Consider the following 23,448-nt stretch of genomic DNA (forward strand, 5'->3'; position numbering starts at 1 on the left):
TTTTTAATACCAATTTGAAGAATATTCCTTTACATATGCCGATTCACGGTATTGTTTTTATCCGAAGGAATTCTAGCTTTTCGAAAGCCCTGATACGTATCTAATGCAGCAAAGAAAACGAATATGATCATGACACCCAACATAATCTTGCTTTTCAGGTCGAATGAGAAACTAAATAATTCATTCAAATATTCAATAAATGTTGGATTCAGCAAATTTGTATCGCTGAACATGACAATGATAGCAATGGACGAAACGATATGAACAATCGCATTGAGCCATGCGACCCTTATTGTCCATTGTGCAGTGATCCATTTATAAATGGTTAAGGCTACTTCTATGCCGATTACGATGACAACGATTGGCCAATAGGAAAGCAAGACCTCATGGTTAAAGGTTGGAGCGATAAATTCAAGACCACGCTCCCCTTTTTCATAAATCCCTAGTAATTTGGCTGCATTAAAATAAACAGTTGCCCATATCGCTGTCCATAATAATCCTCCAAATACATCCATCTTTGAAATGGCCTTTTCCTTAGGAATATAAGGAATATGCTTTAAATCTTCTGGAGTCCATTCCTTAAAACGAGCTGTTATAGGTACTGTTATTTTCCCATGATCGGTACGTTCCAATATAGCGAAGACCAGTGTTAGCCAGAAAAACACCTGTATACCCGTACTGAAAACATTCAATATTCCTTCCCCTAAAAAGGAAAGCAAGACTTCTAAAAGCACTTGATCACCGTTATATGACAAAATGCTATCGACCACTAAGGGGATCGTGGAAATGGCAATCGCTATTGGCAAAATCATTTTTAACAGACTGATATATATTTCATAATAACAGGGTCCAATTAAATGCATTGGTCGATCTGAATAGCCACTAGCAAGAACTGCTGGATTGCCAAGCTTCGATAGCACTGCCTTTACGTCTTGATCCGAATAATCCTTAGGAAGCATATCCTCAATAGTCGAACGCAGCTCAAGCGCAATATCTTCACGATTTTTTTCGGGAAGTCTCCGTGTTACTTCCTGAATATAAAGCTCAATCAGATTCATTTCATTCCTCTCCTTTTAATAAATTGTATAGCTCCTCAGATGTCTTTTCCCATTCCTTCTTCAATTGGTGGAAAATCTTAATTCCATATTCGCTTAATACATAATACCTGCGTGGTCTGCTCTCAGAAGTATCCCAGCTGCTCGTCACTAACTCTTGTTTTTCCAAACGGCGAAGCAATGGATATAGGGTACTCTGGTCAATCGAAATCCCACTCTTCTCCAATAACTGGACAAGAGAATATCCATATTGAGGTGTCTGTAACTGACTTAAAACAGCCAAAGTCAAAGTCCCTCTTCTTAATTCCGTCGTTAACGAATTCAGCAAAGCATCCATCTCGTCACCTCATCATCCATTTTTGCTATGTGTCATACAGTATAATCTATACTATGTATCGTACACTATTATTGTTCCAACAACAATAAAATTTTTATAATATTAGGAAATTATCATTATACAAAAAACTTTCAAATGCCTTTCAATCTTAGAATAATTAACTTACATGAGTTTCTTTTCTAGAGGGAAACCTAATCCTAGAAGCATTACTATCCATTAAACTGGTAACAAGATACTAGCTAGTAATCTGATGTGAAACCACTATCTCAACAGTGGCATTATTAAAAAAATTAAGCATGTGAATAATTTAATGGTAATATAAAAAAATATTTATAAAGACTGTTATAGAATCCAACTTAGATAAGGAAGATACTGTTTTGAAATTAATTTTATTTTTAGCAGCATTAATCATTATTTTTTTACTGGCTTATATCGCGAGTAATAATAGAAAGGGCATCAAGTTTAAGCCCATTTTGATCATGCTTGTCTTGCAGCTCGGACTAGCCTTTCTTCTTCTTAATACAGAAGCAGGTCTTTTCGTCATTCAAGGGATATCTAACTTGTTTACGCATCTATTGGCATACGCAGGAGAAGGAATCAATTTTGTATTCGGTGGCATCGCCAATGAAGGAACAATGCCTTTTTTCTTAACCGTATTAATGCCCATTGTATTTATTTCTGCTTTAATTGGGATTGCACAATATTTGAGAGTCCTTCCCTTTATCATTCATTATCTTGGTCTCGTATTAAGTAAGGTGAATGGTCTTGGAAAACTTGAGTCTTTTAATGGTGTTGCATCAGCTATCTTTGGACAATCAGAGGTATTTATTTCTGTTAAGAAACAGCTCCCTTCAATCCCTGAACATCGCCTTTATACATTGTGCACATCTGCCATGTCAACGGTTTCAGCTTCAATATTAGGTGCCTATATGACGATGATTGAACCGAAATATGTCATTACGGCACTTGTGTTAAATTTATTCGGCGGATTCATAATTGCAAATATTATCAACCCATATAAAGTATCCGAAGAAGAGGATATTTTTGAAGTTCAAGCAGAAGAAAAGCAATCATTTTTTGAAATGCTGGGGGAATATATTTTAGATGGTTTTAAAGTGGCAATTATCGTTGGTGCCATGTTAATCGGGTTTGTTGCCCTCATAACCATGATTAATGCAGTGTTTGAAGCGATTTTCGGAATCAGCTTCCAAGTAGCCCTTGGCTATCTTTTTGCACCACTTGCCTTTATTATAGGAGTTCCGGCTAATGAAGTGGTGGAGTCCGGAACAATCATGGCAACAAAATTATTATCAAACGAATTTGTCGCTATGATGGATTTAGGAAAAATTGCTGACTCTTTATCAAGCAGAACCGTTGGGATTATTTCAGTGTTCCTTGTTTCCTTCGCGAACTTTTCATCCATCGGTATCATTACAGGAGCAGTAAAAGCCTTGAATGAAAAGAAAGGAAATCAAGTAGCTAGGTTTGGTCTTAAATTGCTTTATGGAGCAACACTCGTAAGCTTACTGGCTGCGGCGATTACTGGTATCATGCTTTGATTCTCAATTCATCAATAAGTGAGAAAATTTTTCTTTATCATCGACCGTAATAAAGATTTTAGTTATTTGGAAATTTAATTCAAGGAGAGCCATTAAATCTATTCCCAAAAATAGGTTAGTGGCTCTTTTTTGTAGCATTCTTGTCTTCCCCATTTTCTGTGTTATAATATTCCCGGCATAAGTTGAATTGAAATATTATTTACTTCATGCGGGTGGGAGAGGGCAACATGAAAGTGTGATTACAATATGAAAGGAGTTTTCAAGCTTAAGCAGCACGAAACAACGATAAAAAAGGAAGTTTTAGCAGGATTTACGTCATTCTTTTCCATTGTCTATATTATTGCCGTAAATGGAAATATTCTAAAGGATGCAGGAATACCGCTTGAAGCTGGTATCATTGCCACTGTACTTTCTTCACTAATTGGTTGTTTATTGGCAGCATTTATTGCAAATGCACCATTGATCATTGTTCCCGGAATGGGAATCAACGCCTTATTTACCTATACGATTGTAGGTTCATTAGGGTTAAATTATATGGAAGCTTTAGGAGCAGTTGTCGTATCAGGCATTCTCTTTGTCATTGTGGCCTTTACAAAATTATCCACGATTATATCAAAAGCCATTCCGCATTCGTTAAAGGAATCGATTACAGTTGGAATTGGCTTATTTATTGCGTTTATTGGCTTGCAAAAGAGTGGAATTATTGTTGGAAACTCGACAAGCTTTGTGGCGCTTGGTGACTTGTCTACGCCGATTGTCCTAGCTTCGATTATTAATTTAATCCTAACGCTATTTTTGTTTTTGAAGAAAGTACCAGGAAATTTTTTAATCAGTATCATTTTAGGTACGATCGTATCCTATTTCTTTGGAATTGTTCATTTTTCGGCAATGGATACTAGCTTTATTTCCTTTGAGGATTATAAAAATGTCTTTCTTAGTGCAGACTTCGGAAAATTAGCGACCATTCCGTTTTGGACAGCTGCCTTTTCACTCGTTTTAGTGCTTGTTTTTGAGAATATCGGCATCCTTCATTCCCAAGTGAATGGAATGCTGCAGCAGCCTGAAAAAAATGAGAAAGCACTAAAAGCCGTTTCTATTTCTACAGTCGTTTGCGGATTTTTAGGTACAAGTCCTCCTGTTTCAACGGTAGAAACAGCGGCAGGTATTACAGCAGGCGGAAGAACAGGGTTAACCTCTATTGTCACAGGGTTATTATTTCTATCATCTCTATTCTTCATGCCCTTTATTAAACTAGTACCGGATTCTGCAATTGCTCCGATCCTCATTATTATCGGAGGATTGATGCTGACAAATGTAGTAAATATTGATTTCACTGATTTTACAGAAGCATTTCCGGCTTTTCTTGTTATTATTATGATTCCGTTAACCTATAGCATTGTGGATGGAATTGCATTCGGATTCATCGCTTACCCGCTGTTGAAAATTTTTACAAATAAACAAAAACAGCTTTCTCTATCAATCTTTATTATTTCTATCCTGTTCTTAACCAATTTCCTTCTGCATGCAGTCGGATAAAGTGAAACTTCCATCAGTGGGGGTTTTCTTTCATCCCCCACTGATGGTTAGTTGAACCAATCACGCTCAAAACGCCACGTCCTGTGGCTTTCGCCTGACTAGGACATCGTGTCCGTCGTCGGGCCTTTACGGGCAGTTGATCCCCCACTTAGGTTTCTTTGATTCTCTCGCAACCTTGAAGTGGGGGTCTTACTGACCGTTAATCTGCGATAAATGGTAAGGCACAAAAAGGAGAATGACATTATCTGTCATTCTCCTTTTTTTCGAGGATCGAAGGTTGATCCTATTTATACATTAAAAAAATAAAAACAGAGACTCCCCAAGCTTGCTCCTAATATCCCGCCAGCTATTACGTCTGAAGGGTAATGCAACCCAAGGTAAATTCTTGATAAGCCGACAATAAACGCTAAAGGAAGCAGCACAGAAGCTAAAATAGGTATATACAAGACAAAAGGAATCACTACCGAAAAAATAGCCGTTGTATGCCCTGAAGGAAATGAATGGTCTTGCAACGGATTTGAGGGAAAATGGGCACTTGCCAAAATCATATACGGCCTTTTACGAGGGTACATTTTTTTGACAATGTGTACTGGTATATGACTTATGGTTAAGGCTACTGCGCTGGAAACAGCCGTCATCCTGCTCTGTCCATTCAGAATAAACATCAGTAATAGGAGCGTTGTAATCAAAACGGTCGCTCCTCCAATATGAGTGATACGGCGAAAAAAAAGATTCAACAGTCTGTTATGAAAATAACGATTAACTTTATTAAATAAGCGGCATTCATAATCATATAACAAATGTAGTTTTCTCATCATTGTCTTTGCCCCTTTTTCTATTTATTTTCATAACAACAAGAGTTTGTTGAAGGGTATTTAAATTGATTGCTACATCTACTTCCATTTTATTTGAAGAACTTTAAATTTTTCTTGAGCTAGTGTAAAGACAGTATTAAAAATTTATTTCAAGATAAGGTAAAGACTTATAGTATTGCAGCTAAAGGGTTAAAATCCCATTTGACGATTTATGAATTATTCTATATTATATTGTGATGAGAATACCCGTACTTTTAGCGGGAGAGGTTCATAGCTAATACCCTCTATAAAAAACTATGGATACATGACAATACGCCATGTCCATACTGGACATGGCTTTTTATGTTTTTGATCCTATAAGTTGAAATAGAATGGCTTAAGAAAACTCTCTTGAAAAAGTCTCGGGACAATTTTACAAGGGGGTTTTTTTCATGTCTGGCAGAAGCAATGAAGAAGGTTTAAAGGACTTAACATTATTAGGTAATCAACAAACAAAATATACATTTAATTATGCTCCAGAGGTATTAGAGGCAGTCGATAATCTTCATACCAATCGTGACTACTTCGTAAAATTTAATTGTCCAGAGTTCACCAGTTTATGCCCATTAACACATCAGCCTGACTTTGCAACGATGTACATTTCGTACATCCCTAATAAAAAAATAGTAGAGAGCAAATCCCTTAAATTATATCTATTTAGTTTCAGGAATCACGGTGACTTCCATGAGGATTGCGTCAATATTATCATGAACGATTTAATCAAATTACTTGAACCAAGATATATTGAGGTTTGGGGTAAATTCACACCACGTGGTGGAATTTCTATTGATCCTTGGTGCAATTATGGAATACCTGGTACAAAGTACGAGGAAATGGCCCATTTTCGTTTAATGAACCATGATATCTATCCTGAAAAAATAGATAATCGTTAAGGGAAGAACAAATGCGCAAGCGCCTTGCTCACCTCCGACAAGCACAAGACGAGCCTCTCGGAAAGGTGTTCCTTACCTTTCTGGGAGGATTGGCTTGTGACCTCGAGGAGGTAGGCGCTGGAGCTAAACGTAGATAAACTATATCTCAAGTTATCAACAGATAACGAAAATTATAATTTCCTATACAAGGAGCAAAGAAATGATTTTATATTTAAATGGTATTTTTGTAGGACTATTAATCTTAGCAAATATAGTGGCTGTAAAGCTTTTTAGCATAGGAGATTGGGCTATACTTCCTGCTGCTGTCATTGTCTATATTTTTACGTATCCTATTATCGATGTAATTGTAGAGGTTTATGGAAAAAAAGCAGGGCAAAGAACGGTTCAGGCGGGACTCATGACACAAATTCTTGCTCTTATCTTTATTGCTATTACCGTCCACTTGCCAGCAGCTCCTGTTTTTAAAGATCAGGAATCCTTTCAAACGATTTTAAATGGAAGTTTTCGAGTAATCGTTGCAAGCCTTATCTCCTATTTAGTAAGTCAAAATCTAGATGTTTTTGTGTTTAACCGTTTAAAGAGCAAACATGGGCAAAAGAAATTATGGCTACGAAATAATGCTTCAACCATGCTGAGTCAATTGATTGATACGACCATTTTTATTACGATTGCCTTCATAGGAACAATGCCTCTAGCTGTATTAGGCGGCTTAATCGTGACACAATACATCTTTAAATTTTTTGCATCAATATTCATTACTCCGCTCGTATATTTACTCGTTTATATTATTAGGAAACGGGAGCCAGAAGCTTCTTTGTCAAAAGAAGTATAAAAATATTATTTAATAACACTAAACCCCTTGGTTATGAATTGCCAAGGGGTTTAGTCATTACACTAGCTTTTCACTTTTAACAGCGAAGCAGCCATTTTATTGAGTAAAATCACATATCCCCGAAATTTAAAAAAGGAAAAAACAAAAAGACAGCGAAAACTAATAATGGGAAAATACTCACGATTACTGCCCCTATGACTAAATCAGATAATACCATTACACTCAAATCCACTTTCCTAATCTTACACTTCTTTGACCTACTATTAATTTTCATTCCTTTTACTGAAAGTTCTATTATCCTAGGAAGGAGCATTAACTTGATCAAAATTGGAGCCATATTTGTACCTGTTCGTAATGTTGAAACAGCAATCGAGTGGTATAAGGAGAAGCTTGGACTTAATCATGTAGGCACATGGCCTGGAAACACCGGAGCAGATTTTTATTTTACCGTGGAAAAACAATATTTGTCGCTCGTAAAAGTAGAGGAAAAGCAAGAAATAGAGTTTGCCATTAACGCTAAACACTACAATGCCTACTATAACTTTACAACAACAGATATAGAAGCTTATCACCAACACTTACAACTGAAAGGGGTAGAGGTTACAGAAATTAAAGATCACGGTCCCGTCATGTGTTTTGATTTTTATGACTTGGATGGCAATATGTTCGGCGTCATAGTGGATAAATAAAAATTCATTAGATTGTGAAGGAGATGCCTAATTTTGGAACCTAAAGTTATTAAGAAACCATCATTTCAGGTAATCGGTTATCATTTTGAAGCAAATCTTCGGGAAATTGAGGAAAAAAACCTATGTAAGGAAGCATTTGAAAAACTACAGGAGAATGCAGATAAATTCTTAAATAAACTGGGAAATCATGTCTATTTAATTCAAATTTATCCTTTGAAAGAGGATTTTAACCCATTTGAAGATCAATTCACACAAATTGTCGGTTATGAGGGCTCCGATTCAAGTGATGTTCCTGAGGGAGCAATCCACCATACCGTTGAGGAGAACTTATATGTAGCCTATACACACCAAGGACCTGAAGCTGAATTACACAAAACGTACGATTACTTATATGGCAAATGGATAGGGGAAAATGGCTATATACCAATTAGGTATGATTTTGAGCTGTGGGATGAACGATATAAGCCAGATAGCTCCGATAATGAGATTGATCTTTTTATTGCCGTTAAAAAACAATAAGGCTGGTAATGGAAGGACGATAGCAGATTGTCATTTAGAAAATGCAGAAATCTGTGACCTTCCATGCCTTTTTTCTGGTTTATGAGGGGTAGAGTTTACATTTTATTTGTCTATAATACTTATCGTTTTTGGAAAGAATTTTCATGTTGAAGGAGCCATTCTTTTCTCCACAAACCACCAGCATAACCCGTTAATTTTCCATTTGCACCAATAATCCTGTGACAAGGAATGACAATACTTAACTTGTTTTTCCCGTTTGCACTACCAACTGCTCTGACAGCCTTTTCATTACCAATCGAAAAAGCAATATCTTTATAGGATCCGGTTTGACCGCAGGGTATCCTTGTTAAAGCGTTCCATACCGATTTTTGAAAGTCCGTTCCTTCCATCATATAAGGGAATGTAAATTGATTGCGAGCCCCTTTAAAATACTCATCAAGTTGACTAGAACAATCTACTAAAACCTTGGGAGTATCCTCTTTAAAACGATATAGTGCTTTATCCCGTTCAGAGAACATGATAGAACAAATCGCTTCATCTGTTGCCACTATTTCAATAACTCCAATTGGTGATTCACAATCTACTCTATGCCATTTATTCATATAAGGACCTCCAAAGGTAAACGATTCATCGTAGCCACTCTAATAGCGAATTCTATTTACTAAGAATTCGCTAGGACTGCCCCCCAAACCTTCTTAGATTTTTAAAAATCAAAATAGCGACGAAGTAAATAAGAAATCCATTTACAATGAGGATGATTTTTAATATTTTCTAGTAATCCTCTCACAATAGCAGGACTGAATGTCGGTTCAAGCAGTTGCTGCTTTAGCAGGATGACCGATTCTTTTACAATAGGTTCTTCAATTTCATCTATTCTTTGTTCCAAAATTTCAAGGATCTGTTCCTTTGTTACTTCTTCATTCATCGGTTGCGTAAATACTTGGATTAGCTCTTGCGAAATAAATGGGACGGTCGTATGTCGAGCTAGTAAATTTGTTTTTTCCACAAGCGACTCCGACAGTAATTTCAAATCTAACGGAATATTATAGAATAGAATTAATTGTGAATATATATTCATGAAGCCTTTAACACAATAAATTAAATCATATTTTGTCTCTTTAACTTCTTCACCATATATACGTTCAATCATCGATAAAATAATGTTCTCAATTAATTTGTCGTAGTATTGCGTCTTTAAAATGAGTTCTTTATTTAATGTTTGCGATTGCTCTTTCATAATGATTTTTGCGAAATCAGAATGCTTATGAAAAGATTGAAATGCTTCATAATAAAATTTATATAAAAGTTCCTCATCGCTAATTGCACATCTGACTATATAGTCAATATCAGAAGTAAATTGCATCATAAAATGGTCAATCAATGCTATAATCAATTCATCTTTTGACTTGAAGGATAAGTAAAAAGCACCTTTTGAAATACCACAATGCTCTGTTATTTGTTGAACCGAGGTAGCTTCAAATCCTTGCCTCGCAAAAAGCTCTAACGCCTTTTCCATAATTAATTGTTTTTTAATCATTTGATCACTCCTAGGTTTTTCGTTGACAAATGACCCATTAGTCATTATTATAAATAATTGAGTTTAATATGTCAATTTAAGGTAGGTGTCACAGTGAAAGGTTTAGTCAATTTTGTTCTTGGTAATAAACTAGCTGTATGGCTGCTTACAATTATCATTACTGCATCTGGTATTTATTCAGGTACACGAATGAATATGGAGACAATTCCTGATATTTCAATTCCTTACTTGATGGTAATGGACGTATATCCTGGAGCAACTCCTGAGAAAGTAATGGAAGAAGTATCCATACCTTTAGAGAAAGCAGTAGAAGGTCTTGAAGACGTTAAAGCCGTTTATTCAAATTCATATTCTAACATGGCAAGTATTCAAGTGGAATACGACTACGGTGTAGATATGGACGAGGCGAAACGTGCATTAGAATCTGCGTTGGATGCAGTGAAATTACCAGAAGGAGCACAAAAGCCAACAACTTCGGCCATTAGCATGAACATGATGCCAGTTGTTGCACTAAGTGTAAGTAGTTCGAAAGAGGATATTGTTGAATTAACGTCAACAGTAGAGGAAATTTTACTGCCGAAAATTGAGAAAATCGATGGTGTTGCGTCTGCAACGATTACAGGTCAGCATATTGAAGAAGTGGACCTTACTTATAACAAAGCAAAAATGGATGAGCTTGGCTTAACCGAAGATAAGGTAAAGGAAATCATTCAAGCAAGTAATCTAGCCGTTTCATTAGGACTTTACGAGTTTGAAGAAGGTGAACAAGCTGTAGCAGTAGACGGCAAGTTCATGACAGCTGATGAATTAAAGAATATGCTTATTCCTGTCACACCATCAGCAAGCAATCCTTCACCATTTGTGAAACTTAGCGACATTGCGACAATTGATGTAGTTGGTAAAGTTCAATCGGTTTCACGTACAAACGGTAAAGATGCCATTGCCATTCAAATCGTCAAAGAGCAACAAGCAAACACTGTAGAAGTTGTAAACAGTGTGAAAAAGTTGATGAAAGAAGAAAAGGCAAACATCGACGGTCTTATCATCGATGTATCACTTGACCAAGGAAAACCAATTGAACAATCGGTTTCAACGATGATTGAAAAAGCGTTATTTGGTGGTTTAATTGCCGTATTAATCATACTTCTATTCCTACGTGATTTTAAATCAACCATTATTTCGATCATTTCTATTCCTGTTTCGGTTTTCATGGCTTTATTGATACTAAACTGGATGGACATAACGCTTAATATTATGACGCTTGGCGCAATTACAGTTGCCATCGGTCGTGTAATCGATGACTCTATTGTAGTAGTTGAAAATATTTATCGTCGTATGCATTTAAAAGAAGAGAAATTAACAGGTCGCGCTCTTATACGTGAAGCGACAATTGAAATGTTCAAACCAATCCTGTCATCAACATTAGTAACGGTTGCGGTATTCGCCCCGCTTATCTTTGTTGGCGGTATGGTCGGCGAGATGTTCATGCCGTTCGCACTAACAATGACGTTTGCACTTGGAGCTTCATTAATTGTTGCCATAACCATTGTTCCTGCATTATCTCACTACTTATTTAAGAAAAAATTATATAGCGAGAAGACAGAAAGCAGTCATAAAGAGGCTGGTAAATTGGCTAAATGGTACAAAGGGCTTCTTAATAAGGCACTTAACCATAAAGTGATTACTTCAATCCTTGCTGTTGTCTTATTAGCAAGCAGTTTGGCATTAACGCCATTAATCGGTTTTAGCTTTATGGGTAGTGAAGAAGAAAAAGTAATGTATTTAACATACACACCAAAAGCAGGCGAGCTGCCAGAAGATACGTTAAAAAATATTAGTGAAGTCGAAGAGAAGATGCTAAAACGGGATGATATTGACATCGTTCAAATATCGGTAACGGAAAGCGGCGATCCAGCGGCAGCCATGATGGGTGGCGGAGCAGGCGGTGCATTAATGTACCTAATCTTTGATCCTGAAATGGAAAACTTCCCAGAAGCCCGTGAGGAAATTGAAGAGTATGTGTTTAACATTGACCAAACTGGCGAATGGAAGAGTCAGAACTTCTCGTCTATGTCGATGCCTGCAAATGAAATCAGCTATACATTCTACAGTGAGAATTTAGATAAACTAAATGATTCTGTAAAAATGGTAGAAGACATTATGAAGAAAAATGAAGGCATAAAAGACGTTTCTTCATCTGCAGAGGATGCCTATGTTGAGTACACATTCAAAGTAGCACAAGATGAATTACTGAAGTATGGTTTAACAACGGGTCAAATCGTCATGATGCTAAACCCAACAAAAACACAAGATGTTCTAACTACGGTTGAAAAGAATGGTGACTCACTAGATGTGATCGTTCAGCAGGAAAAAGCTGCACAACCAAAATCAATCGATGATATTTTAGCAAAACAAGTACCAACAGCACTTGGTACGACAATGCCGCTTTCTGAGCTTGTAACCGTTGAGAAGGGTACAACTTTAAATACACTTGCACGTAGCAAGGGTGAATACTACGCTTCTGTTTCAGGAACAGTCATTGATGAAGATATTTCAAAAGCGACATCTGAAGTAGATAAAGCTATTGATAAATTAGATTTTCCTAAAGGTGTAACAGTCGGTGTTGCGGGTGTAGCTGCCGATATGACGGAAACATTTACTCAACTTGGTGTTGCCATGCTTGCGGCAGTCGCAATCGTGTATTTCATTCTTGTTGTAACATTCCGTGAAGGTGTCGCACCATTTGCGATCCTATTCTCATTACCATTTGCAGTAATTGGTTCATTTGTTGGTTTATTTATCGCTGGTGAAACCATCTCTGTTTCTGTCATGATGGGTCTATTAATGTTAATCGGTATTGTTGTAACGAACGCCATCGTACTCGTGGACCGTATTATTCATATGGAACGTGATGGTATGAGTATGCGTGAAGCGGTTCTAGAAGCTGGCTCTACACGTCTACGTCCAATCCTAATGACAGCAATCGCAACGATCGGTGCGCTAATCCCATTAGCACTTGGCACAGGCGGTGGCGGTTTAATCTCAAAAGGGCTTGGAATTACAGTAATCGGTGGATTAACAAGCTCGACGTTATTAACATTATTTATTGTCCCAATTGTTTTTGAAGTATTATCTAAGTTATTCAAGAAAAACCGTAAGGAAGTAGAAGAAAACTAAAACAAAAGGCCCTACAAGGTGATACTTCATCTTGTAGGGCTATTTATTTAGCTTAATTTATACAATAGTTTACACTTTTCGACATAAATCCTACAAAATTAGGACTTTTTTAATATATTATACTATATTTTGTATGTTAATATTTTAGTATGGATAGGTCTTTGATCTTAAATATTCATATATAGGAGATGAGATTTTGGCTAGTGAAATGGATAAAAAAGGAATTGGTTGGTTTAAAGGCGTCCTGTCTTATCAAAACCAAGCAGAAAAAAATAGTGCAGAACAGAAGGAAATCGTAACTGAAGTGATTGTAGATGAGCCGGCTAATACTATGAACGAGTATGAACCGCCCGTTACAAATAGTAATAAAAACCTATTTTCAAAAGATGACCAGGATAAAATAGCTTTGGATGTCATTGTTTCTTTAGAAAACATGCTTAAGGATCGTCAATTGCAGTCTTATAAATATAAAGGGCTTGAAGATCAATTATTTACAGCAAATGAAACGATCAATCGTTATAAGCATGATCAAATTAAAAAAGACCAGCTTATACAAGAAAAGAATAAGGAAATTCGTGAATTAGAAAATAACCTGACAAACAAACAAATGAGATATGATCAACTCCTTGAGGACTATAAGGAATATCAGCTTACATCAAACTTGGAATTTGAGAAAATCTCCAATCAGCTTGAAACAGAAACAGCTAAATACAACAAGCTTACTGAAGAATCTACGAATGCTCAATATCAAAGTATGTTAAAAATTAATGAGCTTGAAGATAAAATTAGAAACCTAGAAATAGAAAATCAAAAATATGCTGAACAATATCGGAAGCTCGTTGATGATAAGGCTCAATTAATGCAAACCATTAATGATTTTACAGAGAAAATGTCCTTTTCTTTCACAACAAAGGCAACTACTTCTAATCAATCAGAATAACAGCTAGCCGCTCGTTCGAGACAACTAGAGAGGGGAGGGCAACCATGTCAGTCTACCACGGAAAAATACTTGAACTAGTAGCGATTGAAAAAAGTAACGAAAAATCATATTTACGCATAAAGTTATCCTTTGAACAAGAAGATGAACTATTTTGGGAAATTGACAGTAATACAGCTGAAAATTTAAAAACCATATCTGTATTTGATGAAAATCACAAATACAGATTATCGTTACATACAACATTGGACACAATCAAAAAACAATACATAAGTTATATGACAAGGACATACCGTGAAAAAAGTGAACGAATTTATTTTGCTTGTTCAGCAGATTACAAAAACAACTTAGATTCTATTAAAAACACACAAAGCGTTAACGATTTTGAAAATCTTCCATTTTTATCTGCTAAGCTATCAGCAATTGAAGAAAAAAAGGTGGAAGAGAAAAGTGAAGTAGTCATTCCAAAAGGGTACAAGCTTCCATTTAAATGGGTAAGCGTTGTCATGATTTGTCTTATTTTTTCCATACTGTTTGGATATTCAAATCACTCAAATTTAAATGAGCCTGCAATCAATAAAAACACTATTCCAATTGCAGAAGCTAAAACTGTTGATGTCAATGAAGTAAATAATAATAACGTTGTTACGCCAGCTGCTAACTTAGTAGAAGATGAATCTAGTCCTCCTTATATAAAACTGGATGAGTCCATAGCATACAGCCTTCCAGAAGGCAATGTGGCCCTTACTTTCGATGATGGACCTTCTAAATATACAGTGGAGATCGTTGATATTTTAAAGAAATACAAGGTTGGCGGTACTTTTTTCTTTATAGGAACGAATGCAAAAAAACGTCCTGACGATGTTCGATATGTTCAATCAAATAAATATTCGATTGGCAGCCATTCTATGAATCACCTAATCATGTCGGACCTTTCCTATGAAAAACAAGAAAATGAATTTATACAAGGAAATAAAGTGATAGAGGATATTACGAATGACAAAGTAACCCTCTTCAGACCACCTTATGCTGCGTTTAATGACCAGACAAAAAATGCAGTCAATCATCACCAAAACAAAATTGTACTATGGAATAGGGATACGGAAGATTGGAAATCTCGTGATGCAGATAAGATATTTCATTATATTCGTAACACGGAATCATCCGGTTCTATCATCCTTTTACACGAATCTCAAGCTGTGATTGATGCTTTGCCCAAAATCATTGAGCACTTGCAAGCACAGAATCTAAAAATTGTCAGTTTGCAGTAAATAAGAGAGTTCTTTTGCTGATACGAATAATGTTATTGAATTTTACCCCCACAAAATAGATCCTATAGATCGATGAATTACTTCGTTCTATAGGATCTTTGTTAGGATTGAAGATTACAGTCAACTGACTCATTATTTCCAATAAAGTGAAACTTCCATCAGTGGGGGGTTTTTTCATCCCCCACTGATGGTTAGTTGAACCAATCACGCTCAAAACGCCACGTCCTGTGGCTTTCGCCTGACTAGGACATCGTGTCCGTCGTCGGGCTTTTACGGGCAGTTGTCCCCCACCTATCTTCCTCGCTTCTCTCTCAATCTTGAGGTGGGGGTCTTACTGCCCGTTAATGCGGGATAAACATTTGAATTTGACAACTATAGGATTCTGTATTAAAGAAATCAGCAAATAACTCCACTTCAATAAAACTATCAATTTTCAAGTTATTTTCTTTTATATATTTAACCATTTTTCTTCTACGTTCCTCCTCATTCTCTTTACTATAGGCTAAAGTTAAATACTGTCCCTTTGGTAATATTTTTACATTTTCTTCAATTTTAATATAAGAAGTCCCTTGAAATTGACTAAAAACATATTTAGGTTCTACATTGCCCTCTGAATTTAAGTTATATATGATACCTCTATCCATTGACATTTTTTCTTCTCTATCTTGAAGGATTTTCTCTAAGTCCGAATAGTAAAGTAACTCCTTTAAACCTCCCACTTCTTTACATGGTGCTACAATTATGTAACGCTCTTCAAAGAATTTGATAGCTATTTCATCATCATTTAATAAATCCTTAGAATTTTCTACCTGCATATTTAAGGTATCAATGTTTTTAATTACTTCTTGCATTTTTTTGATGTTTTTTTCTGCTTCATCTCTTTTTAATTGTAAAAATTTAAGTAATTTATCAGTATCACAATCCTTAAATATCGCCTGGAGTTCACTTATACTTGTTCTTAACTCTCTACAACTTTTTATAATATCTATATAAATAAATTGATCTATAGAATAAAATCTATAACCTGTTTTCTCATCAATATATCTTGGAATAAGAATACCCATTTGGTGATAATATCTTAATGCCTTTATTGTAATGTCTTTTATCTTAGCAACTTCCCCAATAGAAAATAAGTTTTTCACCCTAAACACTTCCCTTATTTTTTCACATTATTCATTGACTCTCCTGCTAGAGGAGACTTTAGTATCATAATAAGCTATTTACAATAAAATACTAAATTAAAATTTACTTATATCAAAGGGATTTGATAAATATGGATAAAGTAATATACAGAAGTCTCGTTAAAGAAGATTATGACTCCATTAAAGAATTAATTGGTGAGGCATTTGGTTTCAATAAATTTATTGAGGATAAGAAATTTTTAGATTCAATATTAAACATCTATTTACAATGTTGTATTTTAGAAAGTACATTTAGCAAAGTAGCAGTAAAAAACAATAAGATTATTGGTGTTATTTTGGGGGATTCAAAAAATGACAAAAATCGTTTAAAGAAAGCTCATAATATTTTAAGTCTTGCCTATACCATGCTGAAAGTAAGCATAGCTAATAAAGACAATAAAAAATTTATGAAAGAATTTTCAAAGGTTCAAGACACATATGAAGAACTCATACAAGGAAAAAAAGATGATTTTCAAGGTTGTATACAATTATTTATTGTATCAGCGGAATCTAGAGGTCTTGGGGTTGGAAAGTCTCTAATTCATCATTTGTTTAATTATATGAAAAGTACGGATGTGAAATCTTTATATCTATATACAGATAATAGATGTAACTATGGATTTTATGATAGTCAAAACTTTGAACGTATAAAAGAAAAACAAATTTATTTTAATTCAAAAAAGGAAAAACTTAATGTATTTTTATACGGTTATCATTTTTAACGAATAGAAAAATGAAAGTACTAAAGGTAATGCCTTCACACATTTAGTCATTACCTTTTTTTAGTAAAAACGGTACCCATTATTTGCGATACGGTTCTCTATCAAATTGTCTTGACCCCAACAAATATTAGAGCCAAATAAAAACGAATAAGGGCTGTCACAAAAGTCATTTTTTAATCACTTTTATGACAGCCCTTTTCTTTTTTATAGACCCAATAAATGAACTTGTTTATTATTTAGAAGCAATTTTTATTACTGTTGATTTACTTTTGTTTCCAGCTTTATCTTTAGCCATAACGGTTAGGCTTGTGCCTGCTTTTTGGGTTTTAATTTTTACTGTGAATTTCCCTTTTGAATTTGCTTTTGCTTCCCCTAATAATGTTTTCCCATTATACACCTGTACAGTAGCATCTTTTTCAGTTGTACCAGTAACTGATTTAGATTTTACTGTTACTTTATCTACTTTAGGAGCATTAGGAGCTGTTTTATCAATTACTGTAGTAGTACTTGCAGCACTTTCGTTACCAGCTTCATCAGTAGCCGTTACCTTAATTTTTGTGCCTGCGCTTAGCTTAGAAATTTTAAACTTATAGTTTCCATCTTTATCAGCCTTTGTCTGCTGGCTGTATTTTTCATTTATATACAATTTCACTACTGAATTAGCTTCTGTTTTACCACTGATTGATGTTGCAGAATCAGTCACATTGTTTATTACTGGAACACCTGGTGCAGTGATATCTGGCATTTTTGTTAAAGAAGGTAGACCAGAGATATAACCAATACCACCTGTTTTATTAATACCAATTTGTTCGTCAACAGCTTTCAATAATTCATCTTTATTAACAGCTGTAATTGACTTACCATCTACTTCATCACCAGGATGTTGGAAATTACTGAAAATGTATGAGAAACCATTGCGGTCATCAGCAGCAAATAATCCAGTTGCTTCTGCTCCTGTTGGAACAGATAAAATACGATCCAATTCTTTCGTATCGACATTATAAGCCCAAACGTAGTTATTCGTGTGAGCACCACTATCTTCACCAATAAAGAGTGTTCTCATTGCTTCAGAGTAACTTAAGTTATCTGGATTAGCTACTTTATCTACATTCGCAGTGTTTCCATACGCATCAGCAGCAGGGAGGTCTTCCCCTACTACCAATCCAGACATTGAAGGTGCTACATAAGAGCTATTTATAGCCTTTCCTTCGCTATCTTTTTGACCACCTTGCAAATCTAATTGATAGGTTACACCAGCTTTAATTTTTGGTAATTGAATATGGTCTGCTGGGTCTTTTCCTGTTGAATCTTTTTCCATGGCCTTACTTTGATCGGAAATAGCAATATAAACTTTTTTATCCTTTTCGTTTAATGCTACACCTTCCATTTTGTTAAATTCAGTAGTCGCACCAAGCATTGCTGCGTAACGGCGTGTTTCAAGGAAGGCTGCTGCTTTTTCTTTACCAGGTTTAAGTTTTAGGTACTCAACTTTTCCTTCATTTGAGTATGTTTTAATAGCTGTAAAACCTTCTTTAGGAGCATCTGAAGTTTCAAAAATATCATTGAATGTAATGCCGCTGTCAATAATATCTTTCACTTCTTTATCTGTTGCATGTCCTAAATTAATCCATTGTAAGTCTCCTGAACCACCGTTTTCAGTACCTGTTTGTTTAAATTTAGCTGCATATAATGTACCTGATGATAAATCTTTTTCTTTGTCAGCTACATACATAAACAGTCCTGTATTACCACCATCATCACCGTAAAATACAGTCTTGTTATCAGGCATTACTTTAGCTAACTCATGAGAGAAACGTCCTGTACTGTAATGTTTAACAACCGATGTTTTACCATTCTTCTCTACTGCAATTTCAGGAGTGTACCCATAGAAATAAGGATTAGCCTTTGCTTTATCACCAAAATAGAATTCAGAGAATGTTTCAACTTGACTTCTTACTTTCGAAGTTGGGTTTAAGAAAAGACGTGCATCTGGCTCGTACTCTTCAGAACCTAAATGTGTATTCCATGGAGATAAAGATCCGTTACATGGAATCCAAAGTCCATTTACTGCTGAAAAATCAATTTTTTCTACTTTTATAGGTTCAAGTTCACCTGTTTTTTTGTCCTGCTTCAACTCAGTTAAAGACATAGATGCTGGAACTAAACCGTATGCTGATTTACCAGCAGCATCAATTGTTTGATATTCATAATGTGTAACCATATAAAGTTTGCCGTCAATAGGCATCAATAAGCTGTTTGAATCCGGAGCATCGGAGACAAAGTACTTTCCGTCTGTGCTGCTAGGATCCTTAATTGGATTTCCTTTTACATCAATCGGTGTTCCTGCAGGGATTTTTCCACCTTTAGCTGTTGCAACCTCGTCTTCCGATTTAAAGAGGTAGTTGTAAGACAACGGAAATGTCTTTACTTTTCCATTGTTATATTTCACATCAACGGTTGCAGCTGTATACGTTTTTACCATTTCATCAATAGTAGCTGGTGCTTTCATTCCATTAAATCTAACAGATTCTATTTTAATATCTTTCTGAGCAGCCGCTGCTGCAGGTGACAATGCTGGAACTGTAACAGCTAAAGCAAGTGCTAAAGCAGCTCCTTTTTTCGCAATTTTCTTGTTTATCATCTCATAAATCCTCCTAGTAGATTTATAGTTTACAATTCAATTAAACCTAATAAATATTAATCTAATATTAATTTTTTGTAATGATATTCTTTTATAATTAGATCTAAACATTACATGTTTACAGGTGCTTATTAGAAACAAAAAAAAGAGTAGGATCCATTGTAAATCTTTACCTATGTTATTTTCCATTTTATCGATAATCATTTCGTTATCCAGCCTATCGAGGTTTTCTTTTACTATCTAAGAGTCCCCTTTTACCACCTAGAAGGATTTAAACTTTTTTTACGAAAGATTGATAAAAAACTGACAGAATATCAAACTATTCATGATTTTAGACTTATAGTATGTCAAATACCTTATAATAAAAGTTGTATGATTGGTAACATTTTCATACATTAAGAACGAACTGTTTTATTAGGTAACCATACTATTGACGAATCGTGTAGGTGAGAAGATGGAGCAAGCAAAATTAATATTTCCATTTTTAAATTCATTATCAGATGATGAGCTTCAACATATTCATTGGATGACTGCTAAGAGTGGAGACATACTCTTTCGAGAAGGGGATATGTGCAGCTTTGCTGCCTTTCTTTATGAAGGTGAAATGAAGGTGTGTAAATCGGGGAATAATGGAAGAGAAATAAATTTGTATCGAATTTATTCTGGCCAACCTTGCATTTTAACCATTACCAGTTCATTATCAGAGCATCCTTACCCTGCTGAAGCAATTGTAGAGAAAGATTCAAAGCTCTTCCTTATTCCAAATCAGGACCTCAAACGCTGGTTAAGCATGAAACCATTACTTCAAAATCAAATCTATCAGCAAGTGTCTTTCCGGTTTATTGATATGATGACTTTATTTGATAACCTATTTTTCCGGAAAATTGATGATCGAATTACTACATTCCTACTAGATCACCTAAAAGAAAATGGCTCCGTATTATGCATGACTCACGATGAAATCGCCTCTGATCTGGGATCGGCCCGTGAAGTCATTAGTCGTATGATGAAGCAACTTGAAAAGGAAGGTTTCATTCAAATCTCTAGAGGAAAAATCTCCATGGTTAATCGCGAAGGATTATTAAATAAAAAACTAAACATGACAAAAGTGTGAATATGTGACTTAGTCACTGTTAGCTCCTCTGTTATAACTTAAAATTAATTTATAACAAAATTTGTTCATAAAGGAAAAGATAGACTTCCTTCCGATGAAGATTTATCTTTTTGAACAATTATGGAGGTAACGTTTATGAAAGTAAATATTGGAAGTCCAGACCGTATTTTAAGACTTGTACTTGGGGTATTAATGCTAGGCTTATTTATGCTTGATGGTAATGTGAAATATCTAGGCATTTTAGGAATTGTTTTCATACTTACTTCAATTATTCGTTTCTGTCCTTTGTATACTATTTTCGGTATTAATACTTGTAAACGGTAATGGATCAAACCCACTATTCTTAATCATCCATTTTCGGAGTAACACCGATGTGAAGTTTTATATGTATAAAAGTGAAATACACCGACTGAAGTTTAGTCGGTGTATATTTTTTAACGGTCTATATTTTTGAAATAATGATAAATTTTTTCTAGCTTTTTTATTTGATTTCCCTTTGGACTTTCCATATTCCCAAATTCAAAGAACTTCACTTTCTTGATTCCCACAAAATTAAATAAGGCTCTTTTCATCAGAACTTTATGTGCATTATTCAACCAGAGAAATGGATAGTGAACAGGTCCCTTCATGGTCGACACACATACAACGGACTTTCCTTTTAAAAGCCCCTCTGGGAAAAGTCCTTTCTTATCCCTATAGGCAAAATCGGAAGAAAATAATTGATCTATGTATCCCAAAAGCATTGCCGGAGGTCTTCCCCACCAAATTGGATAGATCAAGACAATCTTGTCAGCCCACGAAATTTGATTTCTATATTTCTCCGTAGCAGAATCAGTATGCATATCACGTCTTCGTTTTTCCTCGTTAAAGACTAGAAGTGGATCAAAGTCCTCTTCATATAAATCTAAAACCTTTAATTCCTTTATATTAGGGTTTTCATTACTTCCTCTAATAACTTTTTGTAAAAATGCATAATTTAAACTTTTGTGATTAGGATATGTGTAAATTACTAGCATCTTCATATCGTTCACCTCTTACTTATCATTTGATAAGTAAATAGTAGCACCCTTCCCTTTTTGTTGTCAAATGATAATTGTATTTTGATAACACTTTTGTTATCTTGACTGTAAGAGGTGAAAGATATGGACAAAAAAGCTCTTTTTTATAAACTTGTGTCATTTACATCTTCTGTTCATCGTGTGACACATGAATTAACTCAAAATGCCAAGTCAGATTCAATCACGCAAGTTCAATATAATATTCTTGAACATATAACGGTTAGTCAGCCTGTAACTCCAAGTGAAATTAGCGATTGTCAATATATGTCTATGCCAAACACAAGTCGTGAGCTTAGAAAATTAAGTGAAAAAGGGTTAATTGAAAAGATAAATGATACCGAAGATCGACGAAAACAATATATTCGTCTCTCGAATGATGGGGAAACTATGATGAATGAAGCCTTTGCATCTATAGAAGCTCGTTTTCTAAATCGAATACAAAATGCTTCGAAAGAAGATTTAGAGGATATTGAACGCGCCCTAGATATTCTTCAGACAAAACTATTTTATTAATTGTATTATTTTAAGATGAAAAATAGCCGAGGAAAAAAATTTCCCTCGGCTTGCTACACGCTTATAATTCATTTTTTGATACAGTTCACCCTTACAGGTCTTTTAAACTATTTTTCTCCTTCATTACGAATTCAAATGATATTCATAACATGTAACGGCTTCAACTTGTTTGAAGCCCTCTTGGATATATAAAGCTTTTGCTCTCTCATTCTCACCATTCACGGAAAGTATGGTCCTTTTAAAGGATTTTTCTTCAGCAAAGTGCAAGGAAGCTCTTAATAACACCCTTCCTAATCCTCTACCCTGATATTCTGGAATGATGGCAAGCGGTCCGATATTCATGATCGGTTCATCCTCATATTCGTCTAACGCTCCTCTTACGATGCCAACGGGTTTATCCTTATGGAACAGGATCATCATACCGCCTTCTATATATTCCTCGCTTAGAATCATCTTCGTAACCATTTCAGGAATGATCGGTGTTTCACTTCCCTTAAGCTTTGCAAAACTGGCGTTTCTAATCTCACACCATATTTCTTCATCATTTCCTGGTCTAAAAGAGCGAATGACATAATCCTCTGGTAAGTTATAATCCTGTACTTCCAAGTTCTCTCTTACAAGCAAGAAGGCGTGTCTCTCTACAGTAAAATATAATTCTTCCATGAACTCCATTCCTATTTTATCCGTCGTTGGAATAAAGATAAAAACCTTATCAAGACCTTCAGTATGACTTAAAAGAGCTTGCATGAGCGACTTATAACAATCGATATCCTTAATTTTCGAATGAAAAATTCTAAAACGTGCTTTTCTTCCTCTCCTAAAATAATCAGTCATGATTAATGAAACTGCTGCTATGATCTCCCCATTTGTATCGGAAATAATATAAGTAGGATTTTCATCATTAGGCTCAAATTCCTTTAGATCCTCGTCATAAAGAAATGATTCATCTACTTCTTGCCTGTGTTTCTTGCAATAAGCAATAAACTCCCCTATCCTTTCGCTTTTCAAAGCTTTAGCCTTCAT

The 23,448-nt window shown here is 35.2% G+C and carries 22 protein-coding genes and 1 riboswitch; of the genes, 13 read left to right on the forward strand and 9 right to left on the reverse strand.

What is annotated here, in order from left to right; all coding sequences use genetic code 11:
- Positions 1-29: 29 nt before the first annotated feature.
- The gene (locus FSZ17_RS22690) at positions 30-1,058 is read right to left on the reverse strand and encodes an HAAS signaling domain-containing protein (protein WP_057772571.1); all 1,029 of its coding nucleotides are present in this window, start codon (positions 1,056-1,058) and stop codon (positions 30-32) included.
- A 1-nt stretch (position 1,059) separates the two neighbouring features.
- A complete protein-coding gene (locus FSZ17_RS22695) occupies positions 1,060-1,392 on the reverse strand; it encodes a PadR family transcriptional regulator (protein WP_057772569.1) in 333 nt (110 codons plus the stop codon).
- A gap of 377 nt (positions 1,393-1,769) precedes the next feature.
- On the opposite strand from FSZ17_RS22695, the gene FSZ17_RS22700 reads away from it, so the two are divergent.
- Positions 1,770-2,951 (forward strand): NupC/NupG family nucleoside CNT transporter, encoded by a 1,182-nt coding sequence (locus tag FSZ17_RS22700; RefSeq protein WP_057772567.1) that lies wholly within the window; start codon positions 1,770-1,772, stop codon positions 2,949-2,951.
- Positions 2,952-3,197: 246 nt separating this feature from the next.
- Positions 3,198-4,487 (forward strand): NCS2 family permease, encoded by a 1,290-nt coding sequence (locus tag FSZ17_RS22705; protein WP_082625265.1) that lies wholly within the window; start codon positions 3,198-3,200, stop codon positions 4,485-4,487.
- Positions 4,488-4,774: 287 nt separating this feature from the next.
- Here the strand turns inward: FSZ17_RS22705 and FSZ17_RS22710 are convergent, their stop codons facing one another.
- A complete protein-coding gene (locus FSZ17_RS22710; RefSeq protein ID WP_057772565.1) occupies positions 4,775-5,305 on the reverse strand; it encodes a phosphatase PAP2 family protein in 531 nt (176 codons plus the stop codon).
- Between the two features lie 254 nt (positions 5,306-5,559).
- Positions 5,560-5,606: riboswitch (PreQ1 riboswitch) on the forward strand.
- Positions 5,607-5,733: 127 nt separating this feature from the next.
- On the opposite strand from FSZ17_RS22710, the gene queF reads away from it, so the two are divergent.
- The 4 genes from queF to FSZ17_RS22730 all read left to right on the forward strand — a co-directional run bounded on the left by queF (position 5,734) and on the right by FSZ17_RS22730 (position 8,274).
- Complete coding sequence (gene queF, locus FSZ17_RS22715; RefSeq protein WP_057772563.1) at positions 5,734-6,234, forward strand: preQ(1) synthase; 501 nt, start codon at positions 5,734-5,736, stop codon at positions 6,232-6,234.
- A 199-nt stretch (positions 6,235-6,433) separates the two neighbouring features.
- Entirely contained in the window at positions 6,434-7,066 is a 633-nt protein-coding gene (locus FSZ17_RS22720; RefSeq protein ID WP_057772561.1) for a queuosine precursor transporter, read from the forward strand.
- Positions 7,067-7,383: 317 nt separating this feature from the next.
- A complete protein-coding gene (locus tag FSZ17_RS22725) occupies positions 7,384-7,755 on the forward strand; it encodes a VOC family protein (protein ID WP_057772559.1) in 372 nt (123 codons plus the stop codon).
- Between the two features lie 33 nt (positions 7,756-7,788).
- Positions 7,789-8,274, forward strand: coding sequence for a GyrI-like domain-containing protein (locus tag FSZ17_RS22730; RefSeq protein WP_057772557.1), 486 nt, complete (start codon positions 7,789-7,791; stop codon positions 8,272-8,274).
- Positions 8,275-8,393: 119 nt separating this feature from the next.
- On the opposite strand, the gene FSZ17_RS22735 is transcribed toward FSZ17_RS22730, so the two are convergent.
- Both FSZ17_RS22735 and FSZ17_RS22740 read right to left on the reverse strand, forming a co-directional pair.
- Positions 8,394-8,876, reverse strand: a complete 483-nt coding sequence (locus tag FSZ17_RS22735; RefSeq protein ID WP_057772555.1) for a methylated-DNA--[protein]-cysteine S-methyltransferase — start codon at positions 8,874-8,876, stop codon at positions 8,394-8,396.
- 101 nt (positions 8,877-8,977) lie between these two features.
- Entirely contained in the window at positions 8,978-9,811 is an 834-nt protein-coding gene (locus FSZ17_RS22740) for a TetR/AcrR family transcriptional regulator (protein WP_057772553.1), read from the reverse strand.
- A gap of 93 nt (positions 9,812-9,904) precedes the next feature.
- Here FSZ17_RS22740 and FSZ17_RS22745 point away from each other — a divergent pair, with 93 nt between their 5' ends.
- The 3 genes from FSZ17_RS22745 to FSZ17_RS22755 all read left to right on the forward strand — a co-directional run bounded on the left by FSZ17_RS22745 (position 9,905) and on the right by FSZ17_RS22755 (position 15,196).
- Positions 9,905-12,988, forward strand: coding sequence for an efflux RND transporter permease subunit (locus FSZ17_RS22745; RefSeq protein ID WP_057772551.1), 3,084 nt, complete (start codon positions 9,905-9,907; stop codon positions 12,986-12,988).
- A 196-nt stretch (positions 12,989-13,184) separates the two neighbouring features.
- A complete protein-coding gene (locus FSZ17_RS22750) occupies positions 13,185-13,928 on the forward strand; it encodes a hypothetical protein (RefSeq protein ID WP_057772549.1) in 744 nt (247 codons plus the stop codon).
- Positions 13,929-13,972: 44 nt separating this feature from the next.
- Positions 13,973-15,196, forward strand: coding sequence for a polysaccharide deacetylase family protein (locus FSZ17_RS22755; RefSeq protein ID WP_057772547.1), 1,224 nt, complete (start codon positions 13,973-13,975; stop codon positions 15,194-15,196).
- A gap of 341 nt (positions 15,197-15,537) precedes the next feature.
- Here FSZ17_RS22755 and FSZ17_RS22765 read toward each other — a convergent pair whose 3' ends face one another.
- On the reverse strand, positions 15,538-16,338 hold the full coding sequence (locus FSZ17_RS22765) for a MerR family transcriptional regulator (RefSeq protein ID WP_057772545.1): 801 nt from the start codon (positions 16,336-16,338) through the stop codon (positions 15,538-15,540).
- Positions 16,339-16,469: 131 nt separating this feature from the next.
- Between FSZ17_RS22765 and FSZ17_RS22770 the strand changes: the two genes are divergently transcribed.
- The gene (locus FSZ17_RS22770; protein WP_057772543.1) at positions 16,470-17,099 is read left to right on the forward strand and encodes a GNAT family N-acetyltransferase; all 630 of its coding nucleotides are present in this window, start codon (positions 16,470-16,472) and stop codon (positions 17,097-17,099) included.
- A 232-nt stretch (positions 17,100-17,331) separates the two neighbouring features.
- On the opposite strand, the gene FSZ17_RS22775 is transcribed toward FSZ17_RS22770, so the two are convergent.
- Positions 17,332-19,740, reverse strand: coding sequence for an Ig-like domain-containing protein (locus FSZ17_RS22775; protein WP_146846580.1), 2,409 nt, complete (start codon positions 19,738-19,740; stop codon positions 17,332-17,334).
- 430 nt (positions 19,741-20,170) lie between these two features.
- Between FSZ17_RS22775 and FSZ17_RS22780 the strand changes: the two genes are divergently transcribed.
- Both FSZ17_RS22780 and FSZ17_RS22785 read left to right on the forward strand, forming a co-directional pair.
- Positions 20,171-20,854 (forward strand): Crp/Fnr family transcriptional regulator, encoded by a 684-nt coding sequence (locus tag FSZ17_RS22780; protein ID WP_146846582.1) that lies wholly within the window; start codon positions 20,171-20,173, stop codon positions 20,852-20,854.
- 135 nt (positions 20,855-20,989) lie between these two features.
- Positions 20,990-21,178, forward strand: a complete 189-nt coding sequence (locus FSZ17_RS22785; RefSeq protein ID WP_057772540.1) for a YgaP family membrane protein — start codon at positions 20,990-20,992, stop codon at positions 21,176-21,178.
- Between the two features lie 110 nt (positions 21,179-21,288).
- Here FSZ17_RS22785 and FSZ17_RS22790 read toward each other — a convergent pair whose 3' ends face one another.
- On the reverse strand, positions 21,289-21,876 hold the full coding sequence (locus FSZ17_RS22790) for an NAD(P)H-dependent oxidoreductase (RefSeq protein ID WP_057772537.1): 588 nt from the start codon (positions 21,874-21,876) through the stop codon (positions 21,289-21,291).
- Positions 21,877-21,996: 120 nt separating this feature from the next.
- Here FSZ17_RS22790 and FSZ17_RS22795 point away from each other — a divergent pair, with 120 nt between their 5' ends.
- Positions 21,997-22,425 carry a MarR family winged helix-turn-helix transcriptional regulator gene (locus FSZ17_RS22795; RefSeq protein WP_057772536.1) on the forward strand — a complete coding sequence of 143 codons (429 nt, stop codon included), beginning with the start codon at positions 21,997-21,999 and terminating at the stop codon, positions 22,423-22,425.
- A 123-nt stretch (positions 22,426-22,548) separates the two neighbouring features.
- Here the strand turns inward: FSZ17_RS22795 and FSZ17_RS22800 are convergent, their stop codons facing one another.
- On the reverse strand, positions 22,549-23,448 hold the full coding sequence (locus tag FSZ17_RS22800; RefSeq protein ID WP_057772534.1) for a GNAT family N-acetyltransferase: 900 nt from the start codon (positions 23,446-23,448) through the stop codon (positions 22,549-22,551).

Origin of the sequence: Cytobacillus dafuensis (assembly GCF_007995155.1) — a bacterium.
Taxonomy (GTDB): domain Bacteria; phylum Bacillota; class Bacilli; order Bacillales; family Cytobacillaceae; genus Cytobacillus; species Cytobacillus dafuensis.